Origin of the sequence: Legionella donaldsonii, assembly GCF_900452385.1 — a bacterium.
Classification (GTDB): Bacteria; Pseudomonadota; Gammaproteobacteria; order Legionellales; family Legionellaceae; genus Tatlockia; species Tatlockia donaldsonii.
Genome location: NZ_UGOA01000001.1, coordinates 2423242 through 2445267 on the forward strand (window position 1 = coordinate 2423242; position 22026 = coordinate 2445267).

Consider the following 22026-nt stretch of genomic DNA (forward strand, 5'->3'; position numbering starts at 1 on the left):
ATTATCGATGGCTAAAATCACTAGTCAATTAAATCCCGCCAGCAAGGATTTCAAAGACAATGAAGCGGTCATGCAAAAATTGCTTGGTGAACTGCAGAACACTATCCAGGAAATTGCTCAGGGTGGTGATGAAAAAGCGCGTCAAAGACATTTAAAACATGGAAAATTACTACCCCGTGAGCGCTTACAGTACTTACTTGATCCAGGCAGTCCTTTTCTTGAATTATCCCAGCTGGCCGCCTACCGGGTTTATGAAGATAAGGTTCCTGCTGCAGGAATTATTACCGGAATAGGACGGATTGCTGGTACTGAATGTATGATTGTGGTGAATGATGCCACGGTTAAGGGTGGAACCTACTATCCCCTTACTGTTAAAAAACATTTGCGAGCCCAGGAGATTGCTAAAGCTAATCACCTTCCCTGTGTTTATTTAGTTGATTCAGGAGGCGCTTTTCTACCCCGTCAAGATGAAGTTTTTCCGGATCGAGATCATTTCGGCCGTATTTTTTATAATCAAGCCATGTTATCAGCAAACAATATTCCTCAGATTGCGGTGGTGATGGGCTCTTGCACCGCAGGCGGTGCTTATGTACCCGCGATGGCTGATGAATCCATTATGGTACAAAATCAGGCTACTATCTTTTTAGCTGGCCCACCCCTGGTAAAAGCGGCTACCGGCGAAATTATCAGTGCAGAGGAATTGGGTGGTGCTGATGTCCATTGCAGGCAATCTGGTGTAGCTGATCACTATGCCGAGAATGATGCCCATGCGTTACACTTGGCCCGTGTCTCGGTAAGTCATCTAAACCGTAAGAAACCTGATGGTCTTTGTCGTATTGCCAGCAGAGAGCCTCTCTATGATCCCAAAGAATTAAATGGTGTTGTACCAGCCGATCCACGAAAACCTTTCGATATCCGGGAAGTAATTGCCCGCCTTGTTGATGGTTCAGAGTTGGACGAATTTAAAGCACTTTATGGTACCACCCTGGTTTGTGGTTTTGCCCATTTGTTTGGTTATCCTATCGGCGTAATTGCCAATAATGGTGTTTTATTTGCTGAAAGTGCTTTAAAAGGAGCGCATTTTATCGAGCTATGCGCTCAACGTCGTATCCCTTTATTATTTCTGCAAAATATCACTGGTTTTATGGTGGGTAGCAAATACGAAGCAGCGGGTATAGCCAAACACGGTGCCAAGATGGTGACCGCTGTTGCCAATGCTAACGTTCCTAAATTCACTGTAATAGTAGGCGGTAGTTTCGGTGCGGGTAATTATGCCATGTGTGGCCGCGCTTATGAGCCCCGTTTTTTATGGTCCTGGCCGAATACCCGTATCTCGGTCATGGGAGGGGAGCAAGCCGCAAATGTTTTAGCGCAAGTTAACCGCGATAAACATTTGAAGCATGGAACAACCTGGTCTGTTGAGGAAGAAGAGAAATTTAAAGCTGATTTACGCAACCAATATGAAACTCAAGGCAATCCCTATTACGCGAGCGCAAGACTCTGGGACGATGGTGTTATTGCCCCGGCAGATACTCGTAAAATCCTTGGATTAAGCTTGTCTGCTGCCTTAAATGCTCCCATCCCTGGAACCAATTTTGGTGTATTTCGCATGTAAGAGAATCTAATGACAAAATGCCAAAACAGCACGATAGGGACAAACAATGACTGATTTACTAAGTGAGTTGCATGATCGCGTTTTTATAATTACTTTAAATCGAGCAGGTAAACATAATGCTTTTGATGACAACTTGCTGGCAGCATTGCAACAGCTACTTGATGAAGCCATTAGTAATCCGCAAGCAAGAGTTATTTTACTAAAAGCAAATGGAAAACATTTTTCAGCAGGCGCGGACCTTGCCTGGATGCAACGCATGGCTCAATTTAGCGAAGAAGAAAACTTACAGGATGCCCTGGTACTTGCTCGTGTCATGCACACTCTACATATCAGCCCTAAACCCACTATAGCGATGGTACAAGGTGCCGCTTATGGTGGTGGCGCTGGTTTAGTAGCCGCTTGTGATCTGGCAATTGCTTCGCGAACTGCCCGATTTTGTTTTTCAGAAGTAAAACTGGGTTTAGTCCCTGCTGTCATTAGTCCTTATGTCGTAAAAGCGATAGGTGAGCGAACTGCAAAATGGCTATTTATAACAGCAGAGATCTTTGATGCGGAAGAAGCAAAGAAATTACAATTAGTACAACACTGTGTAGCTGAAGAGGAATTGTTGGCCTTTACTGTCAATTATGCTCAACAAATAGCCCGACTAGCTCCTGAAGCAGTGAAGGCTTGTAAAACGCTGGTTTCACAGGTTGCAGCTCGGCCTATTAATGAGGAGTTGTTGCAGCAAACTGCGACGCTCATTGCCAAGAAACGGGTTTCCGCAGAAGGGCAACGGGGATTAACCGCATTTCTTAATAAAGAAACACCCATTTGGGATTAGGGGCTTTCATGTTTAACAAAATTCTTATCGCTAACCGCGGTGAAATTGCCTGTCGGGTTATTAAAACTGCACGACAAATGGGTATCCACACTGTTGCTATTTATTCAACCGCGGATAAAGACAGTCAACATGTGTCACAGGCCGATAGTGCATTTTGTGTAGGTGATGCAACAGCCAAAAACAGTTATCTCAATATTGAAGCGATTATTGCTGCGGCTAAAACCAGTGGTGCTCAAGCCATTCATCCCGGCTATGGTTTTTTATCTGAAAATCCCTTATTTGCCCAAGCTTGCGCCGATGCAGGAATCGTATTTGTTGGCCCCTCGATTGCAGCGATGGAAGCAATGGCATCAAAACAAATAGCCAAACAATTACTGGAAAACACTGGCGTACCTCTTACCCCAGGCTATCATGGTAGCGATCAATCCGATGAGCGCTTATTACAAGAGGCACGTCAGATTGGTTTTCCAGTCTTGCTAAAAGCAGCCAGTGGCGGCGGTGGCAAAGGTATGCGTGCTGTCTATAAAGAAGCTGAATTTTCTCAAGCGTTAGCAGGTGCTCGTCGTGAAGCGATGGCCAGTTTTAGAGATGACACCATGCTCATTGAAAAATTAATCAGTAATCCCCGCCACGTCGAGGTCCAGATCATGGCGGATAATTATGATCAAATTGTCCATCTTTTCGAACGGGATTGCTCCATTCAGCGACGGCATCAAAAAATTATTGAAGAAGCACCAGCACCTAATTTAACAGCGACCATGCGGCAGGGTTTGGCAGAGGCAGCCTGTGAAGTTGCTCGTTCGATTGCCTATCGTGGTGCGGGCACAGTTGAGTTTTTAGTAGATGGTGACAAAAACCATTTTTATTTCATGGAAATGAATACGCGTTTACAAGTCGAACATCCCGTCACTGAAATGATAACCGGTTTTGATCTGGTAGCATGGCAATTGAAAATAGCAGCTAATGAACCACTCCCCTGCCTCCAGGAAACAATTGCAGCTCATGGCCATGCATTTGAGTGCCGGATCTATGCTGAAGATCCCCAACAAGGCTTCCTGCCATCGATCGGCCAACTGCGTTTTTTACACGAACCGGCAGGCTCGGGTATTCGAATAGATAGTGGTGTATCACTTCATTCGCACATTACCATGCATTATGATCCCATGATTGCCAAATTAATTACCTGGGGGGAAACAAGAGACCAAGCCCTACAACGCATGCAATACGCGCTTGCAAACTATGCCGTAGGTGGAGTGAAAACTAACATTGCTTTTTTACAAGCTATTTGTAGACATCCCCGCTTCGCTAAAGCAGATTTAAGCACTGATTTTTTAACTCAGGAAGCGATTAATCTTCCCCTCCCTGACGAACGCTTGGCACTCCTGGCAGTGGCTAGTCATGATTACCTGGTACTCAACAACAATGAAACAGATCCGCTTCGTAACAGTAGTTTTGCCTGGCAAATGCATTTGTCCAGTTATTGGTATTGGCGTTACTTCATTGAAGGTCAACAACAAGAAATCAAGATCCTTCCTCTGACAAATACGTCCTTTAAAGTAAAAATCAGCGAAGAAGAATTCACTTTGTCGCCACGCTTGATTGCTGATAAATTATATCTCGATGACGGTCAGCAAATGAGAGAAATCCTCGTTGATAACCAGGGGCCCAAAATCACTCTATATCTGGCGCAAGGTCCGTTGGTGATTGAACGGTTTAATTGGCAGAATTTTGATCCGCAAGTTGCCACAAAAAAAGGACAACTCACCGCCCCGATGCCAGCAACCGTAGTGGCTATCCTGAAAAATAAGGGTGATAAAGTTAAAGAGGGTGAGAGTTTAATCGTTTTGGAAGCAATGAAAATGGAACACACTATTCATGCCCCCAAAGACGGTATACTGGCTGAATTATTTTACGATGTGGGCTCGCAAGTGAGTGAAGGCGCTGAATTGTTAGCTTTAAAAGATTGACTAGGGACAAGCATGAACTATCCACAACGAGTCACGATAGTTGAAGTGGGGCCACGGGATGGGTTACAGAATGAATCATCCTTTGTTGCTACTGAAAGCAAAGTAGAATTGATCAATTTACTGAGCCAAAGTGGTTTAAAACACATTGAGGTCACCAGCTTTGTTTCAGCAAAAGCGATTCCTCAACTGGCTGACAATGAAACGGTCTTTACCAGCATCGCTAAACCAGCAGGCATTCATTATTCAGCATTAGTACCCAACGAACGCGGCATGTTAAAAGCACTCGAAGCGGGCGTAAAAGAAATTGCAGTCTTTACAGCAGCGAGTGAAGCCTTTAATCAACGTAATATTAATTGTTCAATCAGCGAGAGTATTCATCGCTTTGAGCCCGTTATCGCTTTGGCTAAGGCAAACAAAATTCGCGTACGGGCTTACATTTCCTGTGTTCTCGGCTGTCCTTATGAAGGTGAAATTGCCCCGCGACAGGTCGCTGAGGTTACACGTCAGTTGCTGGCTCTCGAGGTTGATGAAATTTGCCTGGGCGATACCATTGGTGTTGGCACCCCCAAACAAACTATCGCTGTTTTACAACAAGTCCTGGAATTTTTACCTTTGCCTCAGTTAGCGATGCATTTTCATGATACATACGGCCAGGCAATTGCCAATATTTATGCCTCTCTTGAATACGGTATCTATCGTTTTGACAGTTCTGTCGCTGGTCTTGGCGGCTGTCCATATGCCCGAGGTGCAAGTGGAAATGTTGCAACGGAGGATGTTTTATACTTGATGCACGGACTGGGGATTGAAACCGGTGTTGATATTTTCAAGATCGTCGCTGCAGGCGATAAAATATGTAAGCTGTTAGGGAAAAAGAACCAATCGAAAGTAGCGAATGCCCTGCTGGCAAATCAAAGCTAAATCAATAGACTTCTTCGGGAACTCTACTACAGAGGAGAATTGCTGCGTCGATACGGTGCTCGAATCCTCATGTACTGGCGCCGTACACTACGGTTCTGTGCTCCGTGTCTCCTCGCACTTCTCCTCTGTAGCGGGTTTCTGAAGAAGTCCACTGAAAATTCATGATTGTACTTACCAGGAAATCACTCTAAACTCCTTCGCGGGACTGGGTTTGACCAAGGTTGGAATCCTACCTAAAACTCGAAGTAAACTGTATACATAAAAACCAATTGGTTATATCATACAGCAACTTTTTATTCGAGATATCCAACAGTCCAAGAGTTGTTGATATTCTTTTTATAGATTAAACGTGAGGCTCAAGATGACGAGTAGTAAATTAAAAGTAGGCTTAGTACAGGAGAAGTGGTCTGAAAATCTACAAGAACATCAAGACCGTCTTGCCTCAGGCATTTTTGCCGCTGCTAAACAAGGGGCTCAACTCGTCTGCCTGCAAGAATTAACGTTGTCACCTTATTTTTGTACCCGCCATGATGTCGATGGTACAGCTTATCAAGAAGAGCTGCACACAGGCCCTACAGCACAATTTGTCAGTGCCATGGCAAAAGCAGCGAAAGTAACTATTACGTCCTCTTTATTTGAAAAAGCAGGCTATAACACTGCCGTAGCTTTTAATGAGTCAGGTGAATTGGTTGCTGTAACCCGCAAACAGCATATTCCCAGTGGTGAAAAATACCATGAAAATTATTACTTCAAACCAGGTGATTCCGATTATCCGGTCCACAACCTGGTTGGACATCGATTTGGTTTACCTACCTGTTATGATCAATGGTTCCCTGAGTTGTCGCGCATTTACGGTTTAAAAGGAGCAGAGGTTCTGGTTTATCCTACTGCCATTGGTGGAGAACCCACTGCACCAGGTTTTGATAGCCAACCCATGTGGCAAAAAGTGATGGTTGCGCAGGGGATTATGGCAAACACCTTCGTCGTGGCTGTTAACCGTGTTGGCTGTGAGGATGGGCTTGAATTTTACGGCTCTAGCTTTATCTCTAACCCAATGGGTGAAGTTTTAGTGCAAGCGCCACGCAATGAGCCTGCTGTGCTCGTCGCTGAATTGGATTTCAGTCAACGCGCATTATGGGGGCGGCTGTTTCCTTTTGCAGATCAGCGAGAGCCTGAAACCTATCATGAGCTCCTCAAAGCCCGTAAATCCGATGTGGGAAAACCCTAATGACTGACAACGCATTCCAAGATGAAAATCTATACAATATTAATAACTGGGGTGAAGGTTATTTCAATATAAACGCAGCAGGAAATATTGCTATCAGCAAAACGCCGGAAGAAAAAGGCGTTGAATTGCAAGCGATTGTAAATGCCGCTAATCGAGCAGGTTTACAATTACCGCTCTTGATTCGTTTTACCGATATTCTTCATGACAGAGTCGTAAAATTAAATGAAGCCTTTGCGCAAGCCATTGAAGAAAACGATTATCGAGGAAGCTATAAACTGGTCTACCCGATTAAAGTTAACCAGGAATATTGCGTAGTGAGGGAAATTTTAAAAGCACCCCGCTACCCAGTGGGTTTAGAAGCCGGTAGCAAACCTGAATTAATGGCAGTGATTGGGTTATTGGGCCAAACGCCTTCCACCATTGTCTGTAATGGCTATAAAGATAACAGTTATATTCGCACGGCTTTAATTGCACAACAAATGGGCCATGAAGTCTTCATTGTCATAGAAAAACGCTCGGAATTAGACATTATCCTGAAAGAATCTGCACGGCTAGATATCAAACCTAAAATTGGTGTGCGTATTCGTTTAGTCACCAAAGGCGCAGGTAAATGGGAAAATACCGGCGGGGCTAAATCCAAATTTGGTTTAAATGCAGAACAGGTTCTTGAGTTAGTCAATCACCTAAAGGCCCACAATTCGTTGGATTGCCTGCAATTAATGCATTGCCATTTGGGCTCGCAAATTGCCAACATCCATGATATTCGCCACTGCATGCAGGAAGTTGCCCGCTATTATATTGAACTGCGTCGCCTGAACGCCCCCATCAATACCGTTGATGTTGGTGGTGGTCTTGGGGTGGATTATGAGGGTACACATTCCAATACAGGTTGTTCAATGAACTATTCTGTAAAAGAATATGCTACTAATATCTTGCTGGCGCTTCGTCCTCTTTGTGAAGAAGCGGGTATGCCGGAACCCAATCTTATTTCTGAATCTGGGCGTGCACTCACAGCCCATCACGCGGTTCTAATTAGCAATATCACTGATGTGGAGCTAGTCAAAAAAACCAGAGAATTGCCCTTCATTGAGGCAGACGATTCTCACGTTATTCGTGATATTTGGGACACTTATCAATCTATTTCTGATAATTCTCCCAGCGAAATTTATAATTATGCTGCTCACTCACTGGATGAGGCTCATTCCATGTTTAAACATGGCGTCATTAGTTTGCAGGAAAAAGCAAAAGTAGAACAATTTTTTACTGCGATTTGCCTTGAAATTCAAGAACGCCTGGATGAAAACAATCCTGGTGATAATGAACTTATCAAGCCTATTAACGAACGCTTGGCAGCAAAAATATTTTGTAATCTGTCATTTTTCCAATCATTACCAGATGCATGGGCAATAGGGCAGATTTTCCCAGTTGCACCGATTTCGCGGCTTACCGAAAAGCCAACCATGCACAGTATTTTGCAAGATTTGACTTGTGATTCCGACGGTACTTTAAAGGAATACACGGGTAGTTCCTGCATCAATACCACCTTAATGTTGCCCCCGTTTAATGAACATGATCCCTATGCCATTGCTTTCTTTTTAGTAGGCGCCTATCAGGAAATACTTGGCAATTTGCACAATTTATTTGGGGATACGAATTCACTGGATGTGAAATTAACCGGCGAAGGGCAATTTGAGATCAATGATTTAGTCAGCGGTGATACGGTAACCAATGTCTTGAATTTCGCTCATTTTGATACTAAAAAATTGCTACTCTCCTATGAAAAACAATTGATAAGTAGTGAATTACCTCATGAAAAAATTCAGAATTATCTCAATGAGTTACGCAGTATTTTTTCACAACAAACGTACCTCGACAGTAATAAAATAAAAGGATAAGCCATGACAACACCAAAACAAGCCGGCTTTCATATGCCCCCCGAATGGTATCCTCATGCTGGTTGCTGGATGGCCTGGCCTTGTCACCAGGATAGTTGGGCGGCCATCGGTTTGGAGCGTGCGGGAATTGCTTATGCACGGGTTGCCCAAGCCATCGCACAATATGAACCTGTTACCATGCTGGTTAAACCTGCCGATATGGCGCAGGCAAAAAAATTATGTGGTGAGGAAATCCACTTGGTTCCTTTGGCACTCAATGACTCCTGGACGCGTGATACAGGTCCGACGTTTTTACTGAATGAACAAAACGAGTTAGCCGGTGTTGATTGGATTCATAATGCCTGGGGTGGTAATTATGAGGATTGCGCCCTGGATAATCAAATTGCTGCGGCCGTCATCAAACAAACAGGAGCCCGCCATTTTAAAGCACCTCTGGTTATGGAAGGCGGTTCCTTCCATGTCGATGGTGAAGGTACTATTTTAACTAGCCGTGAATGCCTGTTAAATCCCAATCGTAATCCCCACCTCTCTCAAGCCGAGATAGAAGACTATCTTTACAATTATCTCAATGCAGAAAAAATTATTTGGTTAAATAAAGGACTGCTTGGCGATGAGACCGACGGCCACATTGATGAAATTGCCTGTTTTATTGCACCGGGTAAAGTCCTGGCTTTAATTACCCATGATAAAGAGGATGCCAATTACCAAACCCTGCACGAAAACCTCGAGATCCTAAAATCAGTGACTGATGCCAAAGGAAGAAATCTGGAAGTTTTTACCGTAGAACAGCCACCGGCAACGTTTATGGGTGAGGAACGTTTAACTCTTTCCTATATCAATTTCTATCTGGCTAATCAGGGAATCGTGATGCCCGCTTTTGGTCATGCCAAATATGACAAAGCAGCTTACGAACTGTTTTGCCAGTTGTTTCCAAACCATCATATTACACAAATTGATGCGTTGGATGTTTTTGCTGGCGGTGGCGGTATTCATTGTATTACGCAACAACAACCCATCTCCAGAAAATAGTGTTAAGAACTTTCTACTCTGAAAAGCGAAATTCTACCAGGTTTACAAATTCAAATATTACCCTCTATAGCGGGTAATATTGAATTTACCCTCTATAGCGGGTAATATTGAATTTACCCTCTATAGCGGGTAAATAATAGGCCTAAGGAAATTAACCATGCTAATCCATTCACCCAGAGAATTAGCTTTTTTTGTTATTAGTCAACGCAAAAAACTTAAATTAAGTCAGGCAAAGGTTGGTAAGCTTGTAGGATTAAAGCAGCAAACTATTTCAGAGTTTGAACTCAGGCCTGAGAGCACACAACTCGATACCTTATTTCGCATACTATCTGCGCTTAATTTAGACATTAAGATGTTATCAAAACACGAAACTTCTAACAATGAAACCCAGTGGACTGAAGAATGGTAACAGCAAAACGAAAAAATCGAATACTCAGTATATTAATGAATGGGATTTTGATCGGAAAACTTGAGAAAACAACAACAGGTGGGTTAATTTTTATTTATGACCAGCAATGGCTTAATACCCCAGGTGCACGCCCCATTTCATTATCATTGCCTTTGACCGAACAGCCTTTTTCTGGCGATATCGTTTATAATTTTTTTGATAATCTCCTGCCTGATAATCAACAAATTAGATCGCGAATTCAGGCTAAATTTCATGTGGCAATAAACCAACCCTTTGATCTATTGGCTAGTATTGGTAGAGATTGTGTGGGGGCTGTTCAAATTATCGATGGAGAAATACCAGCCTTTAAAAAAGAGATAAAGGCTCAACCCTTAGATGAAAAAGCAATAGCCGCTATTTTACGGGGCTATCAAAACAATCCGCTTGGTATGACTGATCCTACAAGGGAATTTCGAATTTCCATTGCAGGAGCACAAGAAAAAACGGCATTCTTGTACCATCAAAAAAAATGGTGCCGTCCCTTAGAAGAAACCCCAACCAGCCATATTTTTAAATTGCCTATTGGCTACATCCCACATCAAAATATGGATTTAAGGGATAGTTGTGAAAATGAATGGTTATGTTCACAGATTGCTGCAGCCTTTGGATTACCCGTCGCAAAGTGCGAAATTCTTCACTTTGAAGAAACTAAAGTGCTTGTGGTAGAGCGGTTTGATCGCAAAATGTCTAGCGATAACGCTTGGATCATGCGATTGCCGCAAGAAGATATATGCCAGGTTCTTGGCATTTCCCCTAATTTAAAATATCAATCAGACGGAGGAGCAGGTATTAGTGAAATTATGCAATTATTACTCGGAGCTACCAATCCTATTGCTGATCGAGATATGTTTTATCGAGCTCAAGTTTTATTTTGGCTATTAGCAGCAATTGATGGCCATGCAAAAAATTTTAGTGTGTTTATCGAGCCTCAAGGAAAATATCACCTAACACCGCTCTATGACATTATGTCAGCCTATCCATTGATAGAGAAAAAGCAATTACAAGCCCAAAAAATTAAAATGGCCATGGCGTTGAGGGGGAGAAATACCCATTATCACTGGCATAGTATGCAAAGAAGGCATTTTTTAGATACTGCAAAAGCAGTCAATTACTCCACCGAAAGAGCCGAAACCATCCTGGATGAGATGTTAGAAAAAAGCGATGCTGTCATCAATGAAGTAGCTGCCAAATTACCTGGAGATTTTCCAAATGAAATCGCCCAACCTATTTTTACGGGAATCCATTTGGCAACAAAGAAACTAAAGTAAGTCCGAAAGAAAAGGTAAGGGCAAAGGTTGTTGCTCTGAGTAATGCCATCCAATCCTGCGTGTTATTCGGTCTTTTATCGCTACACAAACAAAAGTACAGCGTTCAGGAATAGAGACCTTAAACGCCGACTTTAAATTATGAATTTCATTAAAGAGCTGCAGCAAGCGAACCTTACTCAATAGAAGAATTACCCTTTCAACCCGCAAGTGCTCTCTTTTTCTGCGACGCTTGCAATTAACTGTTCAAATTGACTATTATCTATGAATGTCCCTTGGGAGTCTTTTAAATAACCTGTCTCAGACATCACTACTTCCCCACTTTCAAAGGCTTTCACGCCAGTATCACTAAACAACTTTGGGTAGTAAGAAGGATGAAGATTGACCAACTGACTCATGGATTGAATAGTGCTATTTTCAAATAACTTCAAACCGTTAGCAGAAATGACATGTGCCAGTGAATCCTTGGTAAAATAAATGATCGCAAACCAACCTGAAATGTAATTTTTTCTCATCATTTTTAAGCCCATCGGTGACAAGAGTAATTCGACTAGTGGTTCAAGTTTAGGGTTATCAGATAGTTTTGCGTCAATTTCCACGGCATTGGATGAGTCCAGTTTTCCATTATTAACCAGCTCAATTAGTCTGGGATTCTTTAACTTGGAGCGAGCATACTCGGTGCTAAAAAACCAATTACTCCCAATAGGCTTAAATTGACAGAATTCTAATTTTTTAGCGACTATCGTCTCAGGAGGCAGGTACATGATGCCATGCATATAAGATTCCAATGAATCCGTTTCAGTTAATTTTTCCCCAGAAGCCCTGGCCTTAGCAATTCTCTCGGCAAACTCATCATTCCATGCACTATATTCACCGTACTCTAACACCTGTTCAAAAGAAAGAGATGTTAAACCCTTTTTCCGGGCGGCTGCCTCTGCATCTTTCTTTAAGGTCTGATAAAAAACACTTTCTTCTATTTTCCGTTTTATAGTCGGTGATTTCGTAGCCATATAGTCAGCTATTTCTTTCTGCAGCCACATCACTCCTGTTCCCTTTTTTCTTAGTCCCATATGAAAATAGGCAGGCGGCGAATTCTTAATAGCATCGAGCTCTATACGTCCCTCTTTACCCGCCTGAATACTCTTGTGAAAGGCATACTCCATCAAAAGAGAGCCAACATGTTTAAATGGAGCATCCGCGTTGATCGAATAATTATCCATACGATGGATATAAAGACAATTCTCCTGGATAGAATACTGCATACAACCTATTTCTTTACCATTTACAAAAACTTTCACGTCGGTACGTGGACCAGAGAATGTTTCCCCTGAGCGCTTACGAATCGCGTAATTGACTGGCTGATTTGTTGAAGTTCGGATTTTGGTCGTTAAGCGCATGTTGTCTAACTCAGTCGATGAATGATAGTAAATGCGCCGTATAATAGCAGGTTAAAACAAAATCACAATGACGAATGGTTAATCTTATGATTAAATTTTCCACTCTATAAAATATAATGAGTCGCCTACTACACAGCAAAAAATAACCCGACATACGTTGTTGCTCAGAGTAATGCCGGTTATCATTTAGGCATGCAGTGAAATCGGCCAACTGAACACATTTCCCACCCTTCTTAGAAAAAAAATACAGTTAAAAGGAAGTCAATAATGAACACAGTGGTATGGCAACCCAAAGAGCCCCAAAAAAGCAGAATGTGGCAATTTATGCAATTCGTTGCCCAAAAACAGCAGCGACAGTTTGCTGATTATCAACAGTTGCATGCATGGTCCGTGCAAGAACCGGCCCTTTTCTGGCAGGCTCTATGTGATTACTTTCACTTAACCTTTAATAGTTCCGCCAAACAAGCCTTAAACACCTATGACCATATGTTAGATGCCCGTTGGTTCGAGGGAGCAACATTTAATTTTGCTGAAAAATTATTAACTCGACGTGATGAACATCCTGCCTTGATCAGCGTTAATGAAGAGGGAGAACGCCAGGTTTTAAGTTATAAAGAACTGTATCAAGAAGTTGCTCGCTGTGCAGCTGGTTTAAAGCAGGTTGGTGTTGTTAAGGGGGATCGCGTTGCCGCCATCATGCCGAATGTCTCTTATACCATTATCGCCATGTTAGCGACTGCTTCAATCGGCGCTATCTGGTCTTCCTGTTCCCCTGATTTTGGTGCTCAGGCTGCTATAGATCGTTTAGGTCAAATAGAGCCCAAAGTTTTGTTCGTTTGTGATGGCCATCAATATCTGGGCAAAAAGCACGAAGCCACCAGCAAGATAATAGAAGTGAGTAAAGCGATTCCTTCACTGGTTAAAATAGTTGTTTGTCCCGTTATCCATACTGAAGCTAACTTTGACGCCCTTACCAAAGCGATCACTGTTGATAAGTTTGTTAAACCGGTTAAAGATTGTGAGTTTGCGGCACTCCCCTTCGCTCATCCGCTGTATATTCTCTTTTCATCAGGAACAACAGGTAAACCAAAATGCATCATGCATGGTGCCGGTGGAACCCTCTTGCAACATCTAAAAGAATTGGGCCTGCACACGGACATCAAGGCAGAGGACAACCTCTGTTTTTACACAACCTGTGGCTGGATGATGTGGAATTGGATGGTGTCGGTTTTAGCGCTTGGTGCAACACTGACGCTTTATGAAGGGGCTCCGACCTACCCAGATGCCAGTCGTCTGTTCCAATTAATTGAGAATGAAAAAATTACTGTCTTCGGTACAAGTGCCAAATTTATCTCAGCCGTAGAAAAAGCAGATACGAAGCCAAATCAACAGTTTTCCTTAAAAACCCTGCGTACAATTCTCTCTACTGGCTCACCACTGTTGCCTAAAAACTATGATTTTGTCTATCAACAGGTGAAATCCGATGTGCAATTGAGCTCCATATCAGGCGGGACTGATATCGTTTCCTGCTTTGCATTGGGTAATCCAATTCTGCCTGTTTATCGCGGCGAATTACAATGTTTGGGGCTTGGCATGGCGGTTAAGGTTTTCAATGAACAGGGGAAACCAGTCAGTGAGGAGCGTGGAGAGTTAGTGTGCACCAAACCTTTTCCATCCATGCCAGTGGGTTTTTGGCAAGATCCAGATAAACAAGCTTATAAACGTGCTTATTTTGAGCGTTTTAACGACGTCTGGGCCCATGGTGATTTTGCCGAAGTGACTAAGCACCACGGTCTTATTATTTATGGTCGTTCCGATGCTGTATTAAATCCTGGTGGTGTACGCATAGGAACCGCTGAAATTTATCGTCAGGTAGAAAAAATTCCTGAAGTGGTCGACAGTGTAGTGATAGGTCAAGACTGGCAAGAAGATGTTCGTGTGGTGTTATTTGTTAAATTAAGAGAAGGCCTACAGTTAAATGACGAGTTGATTAATACCATTCGTCAAACCATACGCCATAATGCTTCTCCTCGCCACGTACCAGCCAAAATCCTGCAAGTGAACGATATACCACGCACGATGAGTGGTAAAACAGTGGAAGTCGCTGTACGACAAACAGTCCATGGGCAGACCATTAACAATCTCCAATCACTTGCCAATCCCGAAGCGTTAAACGATTTTAAAAATCGTCAGGAACTAGCTGACTAGCCTTGGATGGCGGGATGATTAATTCGACAGGATCAAAAAGCAGCCCCTGGCTTATCAGGGGCCCTAAAGCAGACTCACAGCAACAATGACAAATTTAGTACGATCAAAGTAAAATATCGCCTCTAGAAAAAATTTTTACACATTATAGGCAATCTGATGTGGTATGAAGAACTCCTTATATCCCTAACATCCAAGGTATTTCATCATAAGAGAAAAGCAGCCCGCTATTTTATTGAAGAATTATTCCTTTTTTTAGACACCCTCTATCAACCACTACCTATTGAACTGTTATTAGGTGTTAATGAGAAAATGTACGCCAAATACAGTTTAAGACGCAATAACTCTGTTCATTTAGCTGCTTTTACACGAGATCTTTTAGGCCTTAGTATCCTTTACATCAAAATTACCGATGACCATCTTATTAAGAACAGTATCTTTACTGATTTTATTAACCAGGAAAGAATGGTTACTGCCCTTAATTTTGGCAACGATAAACGATTCGCCAGAAAGGCGCCTTTAGCCAGGATTAATCTTATAGAACGCATTATTCTGAAAAATTTTACTGTCATAGACAGCTCAAACCCCTTACATAAAAATTCGTTAGAAGTTGATTTAGCCCATATTTTAATGATTGTTACTCAAAGAAAATCGCTTCAACTGATCGAGGCAATGCTCAATTCTTTTCAGCCTTTAATACCAATTTGTTACCCCTATATAGAGAAGAATGATAAATTCGGTCATTTTGTCATAGAACTGTACCGGTTAAAAAATCAGCTTGAAATGGAAGCAATAACAAAGGGATATGAAGCTGATCGAGAGAGTTCCTTCTCTTTTTTTGCTTTTGGCAATCCCTTGGAGCGAATCCACTCCATAGCGCCATCTAAATCCTCCTCCCCTGCCAAAGCCTATGATCCCATTTTTTACGGCTGCCCATCAACATTGGAAACAGGAGGAAGAGCCACCGCTACAACAACCCAGTTTTCCTTTTTTGCCATGGATGCTGTTTTGACTAAATCACAACAGAAAGAGGCAGCCTTAGATGATAGGGAGTTGCCAGACATGTCACCACCCCCCCCCTATCTCTCCCTGTTTGCGCCTTCTAAAGCCACCGAGAAAATTTATACAACGCGAAACAAGGATGAAGAGGGCAACGACACTAGGCTAACCCCAAACCAAGAGTTATGATTTTCAGGTATTGTAATAAAGCACAGAAAACCAAGCCATCGGTATCTGGAAATAATCTTAAGTAATTTGGCGCTCATTGCTAAACACTTGAAAACTCTTTCCTAATTGACAATGGATTTGATGGCGCTCTACAGGATGATAATCTTTGGCGTTCATACTGGCTACTTGTACTTCAACGCTAGTATCTGCATGAATAGTGTACTTCACGTACTCGATAATAGGATTTCCGAGATTATCCAATGTGAAATGCTTATCAGAGGCAGTAACTCGGTTATTGGCAATTAACATCAGCGCCTGAGGCCTGAAGGATGCTTTAATATTAGCGGTTGGATTCTCTGTTTCACAATCCTTGAAGGATACTACAAAATTTATTTGTTTCCCTCCAACCACAGCATCTGCCACTTCAGCAAAAGTACTAAGCTCACTGGCATGTACTGAGAATGATAACAGCGCAAGAATTGACATTAATTGCTTTTTCATTAACACAGCTCCTTCATCCGATCAATAGTGAGAGTTGAGGTTGCCAATAAATTTAAGGCTTGTCAATTTAACCTCAATCTTTGATTCTTCTCCTATTATGAAAATCGGATCTATAATAAACAGGACTTACGAAAAAATATCGAGGTCAAGGCAAAATTTGATTTTAACATCGGAGTTCCAAGTAAGACCTGATAATCAAGCTAACACGTAGCCATATCTGTTAAAAGATAAAAAAGAAAAATTTATAAGGAGATTTGGATGTGCGATCGTAAATGCTTTACCAATGGTGTCCTTTCTGGTGTAGTCGCTGGTATTGTCTTTGCCTTTTTTTTAATTCTTGGCGGTATGTCTGAAACCCTGGGCAGTATCATCGGCATGCCTACTAAATTAGGCGGGATGATAGTTCACTTTATAATCACTATTATCGCGGGACTTGTCTTCGCTTTTGTCTTCGGCTGGCTAATCCATTCATGGTTTACTTCGATTTTCTGGGGACTCCTCTTTGGTATAGGCATGTGGATAATAGGTCCTATGACCCTGTTACCGACTTTATCTGCAGGTGACCCTTTGTTTGTAAAATGGAATCTTGCTGGTCTGCAAAGTAATATACAACCGTTAATTGGCCATTTGGTGTATGGTTTAGTTTTAGGCCTGGTTTATTGTTTTTTAAAGAAGGGAAAACTACATAAACTCAAAGTGCCTAAAAAACAAAAAGATTAAACCCTCAAAGAGGCAGAGACACGCTTTTAGTTTCTTTCACTAAAGAGATATTGTATGATACGCGCTTGCGCCGATTTGAAACTTCAGCTTGCGGGCGCTCAGTAATTTGGTCTAGGCTCATTTTATTGTAAATACGGCTAAAGCGGGTAATTTCCCTCCTTGCCTCCGCATGCTGCAATACCCTTAGGTTGATGTAATGATAGAATTAAATGGATTAACCAAATCCTATGCAACGAACATTGCCTTGCGTGATATCAATTTATTCATTCAGGAAGGTGAGATTTTTGGCATCATTGGCAAAAGTGGTGCTGGAAAATCCACTTTATTGCGCTCCATTAATTTACTGGAAAGACCGAGTAGTGGAGAAGTCATTGTTGATAATGAAAATATTACACACCTATCTATGCAGGGTTTGCGTAAAGCCCGCCACAAAATGGCAATGATTTTCCAGCATTTTAATTTACTCAATTCCAAAACGGTTTATGACAATATTGCACTGCCTATGCGCATCCAGGGAATAGCCGAATCGGTTATCCATGAAAAAATTCACGAATTACTCCCTCTTGTTGAGCTTGAGGAAAAAATACATCATTATCCAGGACAGCTTAGCGGGGGACAAAAGCAGCGCGTTGCCATTGCGCGTGCCCTCAGCTGCTCACCTAAAATTCTTCTCTGTGATGAAGCAACATCTGCCCTCGATCCGGAAACAACCAATGCCATTCTTGAATTACTAAAGAAAATTAATACTTTGTACGGTATTACCATTGTATTAATTACTCATGAAATGGAAGTAGTAAAGCGAATCTGCCATCGCCTCGCTGTCATGGAGGCTGGTGAGATTGTTGAAATAACCTCCTTGGCGAGCGTATTCAGTAATCCAGCCAGCCCAGCACGAAGCATGCTATATACTCAGTTAAGCCCGCAACTCCCAGCTTGCCTGCAAAGTTCACTATCCAGCGTAGCTAATAATAAACCCTTGTTACGCCTCTTTTTCCAGGGTGATAATGCGACTATTCCCTTTATTAGCAAAACCAGCCGTGAGCTGAATTTAGATATTAATATCCTCCTTGCTAATATTGACCAATTTGATGCGGTTACCTGCGGTGTGCTAATAGTCGAATTAGCCGCTAACCAGGCATTGCTGCAAAAATTTATCAAACGTTGCGAAGAATCTAATTTAACGGTGGAGATTTTAGGTTATGTCACTGACGATGTTTTATGATTTAATGGTGGCCAGTGGTGAAACGCTCTACATGGTGATTGTCAGCACTGTATTTGCCGTCTTACTAGGGTTACCTTTAGGTACTCTTCTTTTCACCTCTGCAAAAATCAAACCCCACCCAGGGTTGCATCGCTTCATTGCCGCAATTATCAACATGAGTCGCTCCATCCCTTTTATTATCCTGCTTGTTGCCTTGATTCCAATTACCCGTTTTATTGTGGGGACCTCGATTGGTTTACATGCCGCCATGGTTCCACTTACGCTTGGCGCTACTCCTTTTTTTGCTCGTTTAGTGGATAACATCTATCAAAGTTTACCGAATGGTCTGATCGAAACTGGTTTTTCCATGGGGGCGAATACCTGGCAAATGATTCGTCATCTCTTGTTTCCAGAAGCTTTTCCTGCGTTAATTCATGGAGTCACTATTACTGCGATTACCTTGGTGAATTACTCCGCCATGGCGGGTACCGTAGGTGGAGGCGGTTTAGGTGATTTGGCAATTCGTTACGGTTATCAACGTTTTAATGTGAGTGTCATGTTAGCAACCGTCTTTATTTTGGTATTAATTGTCCAATTACTCCAAATGGGTGGCGATCGATTAGCGCGCCGATTTTCGCACAATTAGATAGGGTAGAAATTTAGGAGTCATCATGCGTTTTTTTAGTATCTTAGTTTTGTTAGTCAGCTTAGTGGCATGCCATAAACCCTCACCCAATACCCTAACCATCGGCACTATTGCAGGTCCCGAAACTGATTTGGTTGAAACAGCAAAAGAGGTAGCCGAGCAAAAATACGGCTTAACCATTAAAATTGTCGAATTTAACGACTATAATTTACCCAATGAAGCCTTACAAGACGGAAGCCTGGATGCCAATGTTTACCAACATTTACCTTATTTACAAGCCGCTAACAAAGCACATGGCTATGATCTCGAAGCAATAGGTAAAACCTTTGTTTACCCCACAGGAGTTTACAGCAAAAAAATCAAAAAACTAAACCAGTTACCCGATAAAGCCACCATTGCTATTCCTAATGATCCGAGCAATGAAGCGAGGGCTTTATTACTACTGCAAAAAGCCGGTTTAATTACCTTGAAAAAAACAGACTTGGCTAGTGTCGCTGATATTGCCAGCAATCCCAAACACCTCGCCATTAAAGAATTGGATGCAGCTCAATTACCACGTATTTTAGACGATGTGGATGCAGCAGTTATCAATACCACCTTTGCAATTCCAGCAGGTCTCAGTCCTTCCCGCGATGCAATCTATGTCGAAGGAAAAGATTCCCCCTATGCCAATTTAATTGTGATTCGTCGTGACAGTCCTAAAAAGGCTCAACTTGAAGAGTTTGTTAAAGCAATGAACTCCAAGGAAGTAACGAATAAAGCGCAAGAGCTTTTTGGTGATGCTGCAATACCAGCCTGGTAACCTCCTGCATTCGCGGAAGCAGCTTTGTACTGCGCTGGTTCCGCGAATCCACTCTTAACTATTAAAACAAAAATAAGATACTTTACCCCCGGCATTCTATATATGTTAAGAAAAAGTTAAGAAGAATCGGCTTAATCCTATTTTAATTATTTAGGTGTTATACTTTTCTTATCTGACTACTACCTTAACAGAGATAGACATTATGGCTGACCCTACAAATATTAAGACCAGAGGGCAAAAAATCAAAAATGCATTCACGCTGGGAGCAATGAGCACTGAACAGCAGGTTGCTTATTGGGATGAACACAGAAAAAGCGTAGGTATTGAGGGCGGTATCACGGCTCGCACTACTATGGAAAATTACTCATCAAAAAGACTTAAAGATCTGAGTGATTTTGATAAAATAGTAGATGGCGATAAAAAACCCCTTAAGACCACGACACCAGATGGTAAATCAATTACTGAAAAATTTGGATCGGATCCCGATCTTGTTAATGGTATAAAAGAAGTATTTGCCAAAACCCCAGCCACTGATAAAGCGATTAGTGATTTTACCAAAGATGTCACTAACTTGCATACGTTAGTGATGGCAAATCCTCCTCAATACAGTGCTGCCGGAATAGCCAATGTTTTACAAGAAAAGAAATCTGACGCATTGGCAGCAATCAAGGCCCAACAAGCGAAAGAGCTTGAACGGCTCAATGATAAATTTGCTCCTGCTAATCCCCCTGCTCGTAATGAATTTCGCGAAAAAATAAAAGCTGCCATGGGACCAGGCACCACCGAAGAACAGGTGAACAAAGTTAAGGATGATATGGTTAATGCGACGAAAGCATCCCATGCCTCACAAATAAAACGGGCTGAGGCGGAGTTTAACTACAGCATTAAAAAATTTTATTCGGCTATGCAAAAGGAATTCGATCGTATTGCATTACTCGGTGATCGCTATGAGCGCGATAAACAAATGAGGGCAGCAATCGATACGCTGGCTGCACAACGAGCAGCCAACGAACCACGTCGATCGACCACTGTTTCAATTCAAGCGGATCAATCAACCGCGATTTTGAGAGGGATTAAAGTTCAAGATTTAGACACAATCAATACTTTAACTGGCAGGCCTCTTACCAAAAATACGGATGGTTCCTATTCAATGAAACTATCTAAGGATTGGATTTTCTTTGATCGTAAAGCCCGCGATGTAACAAAGAGTGTTGAAAAGGATTTAGCCAGTCTCGCGCATACTATCAAAGCGACGGGTGCCGAAACGATTACCATGGAACTCACTGCAGCAGATCCTGATAAAGCAAAAGAATTAGGGAAAAAAGCTTACGAAGCCGCTATTAAGGCAGGTTTTGAGCCGAGAGATATCAATATCGTAGTCAATGGTAAATCGCTTACCGAAAAATATGAAAAAGGAAAGCTCAAAGAAGAAGATAAATTGTTTGACGATGAACCCAGTCGGCTGCGAAAAGCTAAAAATGAAGCCACTAAAATTGCCCAGGAACGTGAAGGACGAGTCTTTAACTCACCGGGCGCTAAAGCAGAAACAGTCAGCATCAAACAAAAACTCCAGGAAATGCGGACTACGCCTCCACCACCAACAGGTTCTACGACACCTACTCTTGGAGGCGGTACTATTTAACCCCACACACTCTGATTACCTCTTGCAGCCAATGTTTAAAAAATTCCACTGTCCCTGACAGTGGAATTCTGTTATTTTTATTAGAAAATTCAGAGGATTATTACTGGATTTTTACTCCTGGTACTTGAGTAGATAAAACACTGAAGTCTGGAGCGCCTTGCCAAGAGGTTAAAGATCCACAACCCAAAATGTTGTTATGGAATTCAATAGACCTCTTGCATAACTGTGTATTTTGTTTTTGCGCAAAGCATAAACGTTTCAAGAAGCAGAGTTTACAAGTCGTCAATGAACACTGCATAACGTTGCAACGCAGCAATGGAAGCAAAGAACAGTTATGCAAGAGGTCTAATCAGCCCAGTAAAGGAGGACAACCATGAGTACTCAACGTTTTGATGATTTTGAGATAGGGCTTGAAGAAAGTATTAACTCAACGGAAATGAGCACTGAAACTCATCTAAGTACCAAATTGGAACGACGCCGGCGTATTGAAGACATTTTTGAACAAAAACGTTTGCGCGAAGAGTTGGGCGAATTCGATCTGGCTTAAGGCTGATTGA

At 42.1% G+C, this 22026-nt stretch carries 19 protein-coding genes; 17 read left to right on the plus strand and 2 right to left on the minus strand.

Translation table 11 applies throughout. From position 1 onward, the window contains the following. Window positions 1-7 precede the first annotated feature (7 nt). The 9 genes from DYC89_RS10940 to DYC89_RS10980 all read left to right on the plus strand — a co-directional run bounded on the left by DYC89_RS10940 (window position 8) and on the right by DYC89_RS10980 (window position 11191). Window positions 8-1615 carry a carboxyl transferase domain-containing protein gene (locus DYC89_RS10940; RefSeq protein ID WP_115221814.1) on the plus strand — a complete coding sequence of 536 codons (1608 nt, stop codon included), beginning with the start codon at window positions 8-10 and terminating at the stop codon, window positions 1613-1615. Between the two features lie 46 nt (window positions 1616-1661). Beyond that, window positions 1662-2438 (plus strand): enoyl-CoA hydratase-related protein, encoded by a 777-nt coding sequence (locus DYC89_RS10945; protein WP_115221815.1) that lies wholly within the window; start codon window positions 1662-1664, stop codon window positions 2436-2438. Window positions 2439-2446: 8 nt separating this feature from the next. Next, the gene (locus DYC89_RS10950; protein ID WP_115221816.1) at window positions 2447-4405 is read left to right on the plus strand and encodes an acetyl/propionyl/methylcrotonyl-CoA carboxylase subunit alpha; all 1959 of its coding nucleotides are present in this window, start codon (window positions 2447-2449) and stop codon (window positions 4403-4405) included. A gap of 12 nt (window positions 4406-4417) precedes the next feature. Beyond that, window positions 4418-5323, plus strand: coding sequence for a hydroxymethylglutaryl-CoA lyase (locus tag DYC89_RS10955; protein ID WP_115221817.1), 906 nt, complete (start codon window positions 4418-4420; stop codon window positions 5321-5323). 361 nt (window positions 5324-5684) lie between these two features. After that, window positions 5685-6551 carry a carbon-nitrogen hydrolase gene (locus DYC89_RS10960; protein WP_115221818.1) on the plus strand — a complete coding sequence of 289 codons (867 nt, stop codon included), beginning with the start codon at window positions 5685-5687 and terminating at the stop codon, window positions 6549-6551. After that, entirely contained in the window at window positions 6551-8446 is a 1896-nt protein-coding gene (speA, locus tag DYC89_RS10965; RefSeq protein WP_115221819.1) for a biosynthetic arginine decarboxylase, read from the plus strand. Before DYC89_RS10960 ends, speA begins: the two co-directional genes overlap by 1 nt. A 3-nt stretch (window positions 8447-8449) precedes the next feature. Further along, window positions 8450-9475 carry an agmatine deiminase family protein gene (locus DYC89_RS10970; protein ID WP_115221820.1) on the plus strand — a complete coding sequence of 342 codons (1026 nt, stop codon included), beginning with the start codon at window positions 8450-8452 and terminating at the stop codon, window positions 9473-9475. A 157-nt stretch (window positions 9476-9632) separates the two neighbouring features. Next, entirely contained in the window at window positions 9633-9884 is a 252-nt protein-coding gene (locus DYC89_RS10975) for a helix-turn-helix domain-containing protein (protein WP_115221821.1), read from the plus strand. Then, a complete protein-coding gene (locus DYC89_RS10980; protein WP_115221822.1) occupies window positions 9878-11191 on the plus strand; it encodes a type II toxin-antitoxin system HipA family toxin in 1314 nt (437 codons plus the stop codon). Before DYC89_RS10975 ends, DYC89_RS10980 begins: the two co-directional genes overlap by 7 nt. Window positions 11192-11379: 188 nt before the next feature. On the opposite strand, the gene DYC89_RS10985 is transcribed toward DYC89_RS10980, so the two are convergent. After that, window positions 11380-12585, minus strand: a complete 1206-nt coding sequence (locus DYC89_RS10985) for a hypothetical protein (RefSeq protein ID WP_147285503.1) — start codon at window positions 12583-12585, stop codon at window positions 11380-11382. Window positions 12586-12852: 267 nt separating this feature from the next. On the opposite strand from DYC89_RS10985, the gene DYC89_RS10990 reads away from it, so the two are divergent. Together DYC89_RS10990 and DYC89_RS10995 are read left to right on the plus strand one after the other, a co-directional pair. After that, complete coding sequence (locus tag DYC89_RS10990; RefSeq protein ID WP_115221824.1) at window positions 12853-14793, plus strand: acetoacetate--CoA ligase; 1941 nt, start codon at window positions 12853-12855, stop codon at window positions 14791-14793. 156 nt (window positions 14794-14949) lie between these two features. Then, window positions 14950-15978 (plus strand): hypothetical protein, encoded by a 1029-nt coding sequence (locus DYC89_RS10995; RefSeq protein WP_115221825.1) that lies wholly within the window; start codon window positions 14950-14952, stop codon window positions 15976-15978. 57 nt (window positions 15979-16035) lie between these two features. Here DYC89_RS10995 and DYC89_RS11000 read toward each other — a convergent pair whose 3' ends face one another. Beyond that, entirely contained in the window at window positions 16036-16458 is a 423-nt protein-coding gene (locus DYC89_RS11000; protein WP_115221826.1) for a VirK family protein, read from the minus strand. A gap of 258 nt (window positions 16459-16716) precedes the next feature. Between DYC89_RS11000 and DYC89_RS11005 the strand changes: the two genes are divergently transcribed. The 6 genes from DYC89_RS11005 (at window position 16717) to DYC89_RS16525 (ending at window position 22016) form a co-directional block, all read left to right on the plus strand. Continuing rightward, window positions 16717-17178: a hypothetical protein gene (locus DYC89_RS11005; protein ID WP_115221827.1), complete on the plus strand. Its 462-nt coding sequence runs from the start codon at window positions 16717-16719 to the stop codon at window positions 17176-17178. 196 nt (window positions 17179-17374) lie between these two features. Further along, complete coding sequence (locus DYC89_RS11010; RefSeq protein ID WP_115221828.1) at window positions 17375-18400, plus strand: ATP-binding cassette domain-containing protein; 1026 nt, start codon at window positions 17375-17377, stop codon at window positions 18398-18400. Continuing rightward, the gene (locus DYC89_RS11015) at window positions 18378-19025 is read left to right on the plus strand and encodes a methionine ABC transporter permease (RefSeq protein ID WP_115221829.1); all 648 of its coding nucleotides are present in this window, start codon (window positions 18378-18380) and stop codon (window positions 19023-19025) included. Before DYC89_RS11010 ends, DYC89_RS11015 begins: the two co-directional genes overlap by 23 nt. A gap of 25 nt (window positions 19026-19050) precedes the next feature. Then, the gene (locus tag DYC89_RS11020; RefSeq protein WP_115221830.1) at window positions 19051-19827 is read left to right on the plus strand and encodes a MetQ/NlpA family ABC transporter substrate-binding protein; all 777 of its coding nucleotides are present in this window, start codon (window positions 19051-19053) and stop codon (window positions 19825-19827) included. 202 nt (window positions 19828-20029) lie between these two features. Next, entirely contained in the window at window positions 20030-21469 is a 1440-nt protein-coding gene (locus DYC89_RS11025; RefSeq protein WP_115221831.1) for a hypothetical protein, read from the plus strand. Between the two features lie 373 nt (window positions 21470-21842). Continuing rightward, complete coding sequence (locus tag DYC89_RS16525) at window positions 21843-22016, plus strand: PA3496 family putative envelope integrity protein (protein ID WP_181879383.1); 174 nt, start codon at window positions 21843-21845, stop codon at window positions 22014-22016. Window positions 22017-22026: the final 10 nt, after the last annotated feature.

Bases quoted from the DNA above. Each gene is read 5' to 3' on its own strand.
- DYC89_RS10945 (WP_115221815.1), top strand. From the start codon at position 1,662: ATGACTGATTTACTAAGTGAGTTGCATGATCGCGTTTTTATAATTACT.
- DYC89_RS10950 (WP_115221816.1), top strand. From the start codon at position 2,447: ATGTTTAACAAAATTCTTATCGCTAACCGCGGTGAAATTGCCTGTCGG.
- DYC89_RS10955 (WP_115221817.1), top strand. From the start codon at position 4,418: ATGAACTATCCACAACGAGTCACGATAGTTGAAGTGGGGCCACGGGAT.
- DYC89_RS10975 (WP_115221821.1), top strand. From the start codon at position 9,633: ATGCTAATCCATTCACCCAGAGAATTAGCTTTTTTTGTTATTAGTCAA.
- DYC89_RS10995 (WP_115221825.1), top strand. From the start codon at position 14,950: ATGTGGTATGAAGAACTCCTTATATCCCTAACATCCAAGGTATTTCAT.
- DYC89_RS10990 (WP_115221824.1), top strand. From the start codon at position 12,853: ATGAACACAGTGGTATGGCAACCCAAAGAGCCCCAAAAAAGCAGAATG.
- speA (WP_115221819.1), top strand. From the start codon at position 6,551: ATGACTGACAACGCATTCCAAGATGAAAATCTATACAATATTAATAAC.
- DYC89_RS11015 (WP_115221829.1), top strand. From the start codon at position 18,378: ATGTCACTGACGATGTTTTATGATTTAATGGTGGCCAGTGGTGAAACG.
- DYC89_RS11025 (WP_115221831.1), top strand. From the start codon at position 20,030: ATGGCTGACCCTACAAATATTAAGACCAGAGGGCAAAAAATCAAAAAT.
- DYC89_RS11010 (WP_115221828.1), top strand. From the start codon at position 17,375: ATGATAGAATTAAATGGATTAACCAAATCCTATGCAACGAACATTGCC.
- DYC89_RS10980 (WP_115221822.1), top strand. From the start codon at position 9,878: ATGGTAACAGCAAAACGAAAAAATCGAATACTCAGTATATTAATGAAT.
- DYC89_RS11005 (WP_115221827.1), top strand. From the start codon at position 16,717: ATGTGCGATCGTAAATGCTTTACCAATGGTGTCCTTTCTGGTGTAGTC.
- DYC89_RS16525 (WP_181879383.1), top strand. From the start codon at position 21,843: ATGAGTACTCAACGTTTTGATGATTTTGAGATAGGGCTTGAAGAAAGT.
- DYC89_RS11020 (WP_115221830.1), top strand. From the start codon at position 19,051: ATGCGTTTTTTTAGTATCTTAGTTTTGTTAGTCAGCTTAGTGGCATGC.
- DYC89_RS10960 (WP_115221818.1), top strand. From the start codon at position 5,685: ATGACGAGTAGTAAATTAAAAGTAGGCTTAGTACAGGAGAAGTGGTCT.
- DYC89_RS10970 (WP_115221820.1), top strand. From the start codon at position 8,450: ATGACAACACCAAAACAAGCCGGCTTTCATATGCCCCCCGAATGGTAT.
- DYC89_RS11000 (WP_115221826.1), bottom strand. From the start codon at position 16,458: ATGAAAAAGCAATTAATGTCAATTCTTGCGCTGTTATCATTCTCAGTA.
- DYC89_RS10940 (WP_115221814.1), top strand. From the start codon at position 8: ATGGCTAAAATCACTAGTCAATTAAATCCCGCCAGCAAGGATTTCAAA.
- DYC89_RS10985 (WP_147285503.1), bottom strand. From the start codon at position 12,585: ATGCGCTTAACGACCAAAATCCGAACTTCAACAAATCAGCCAGTCAAT.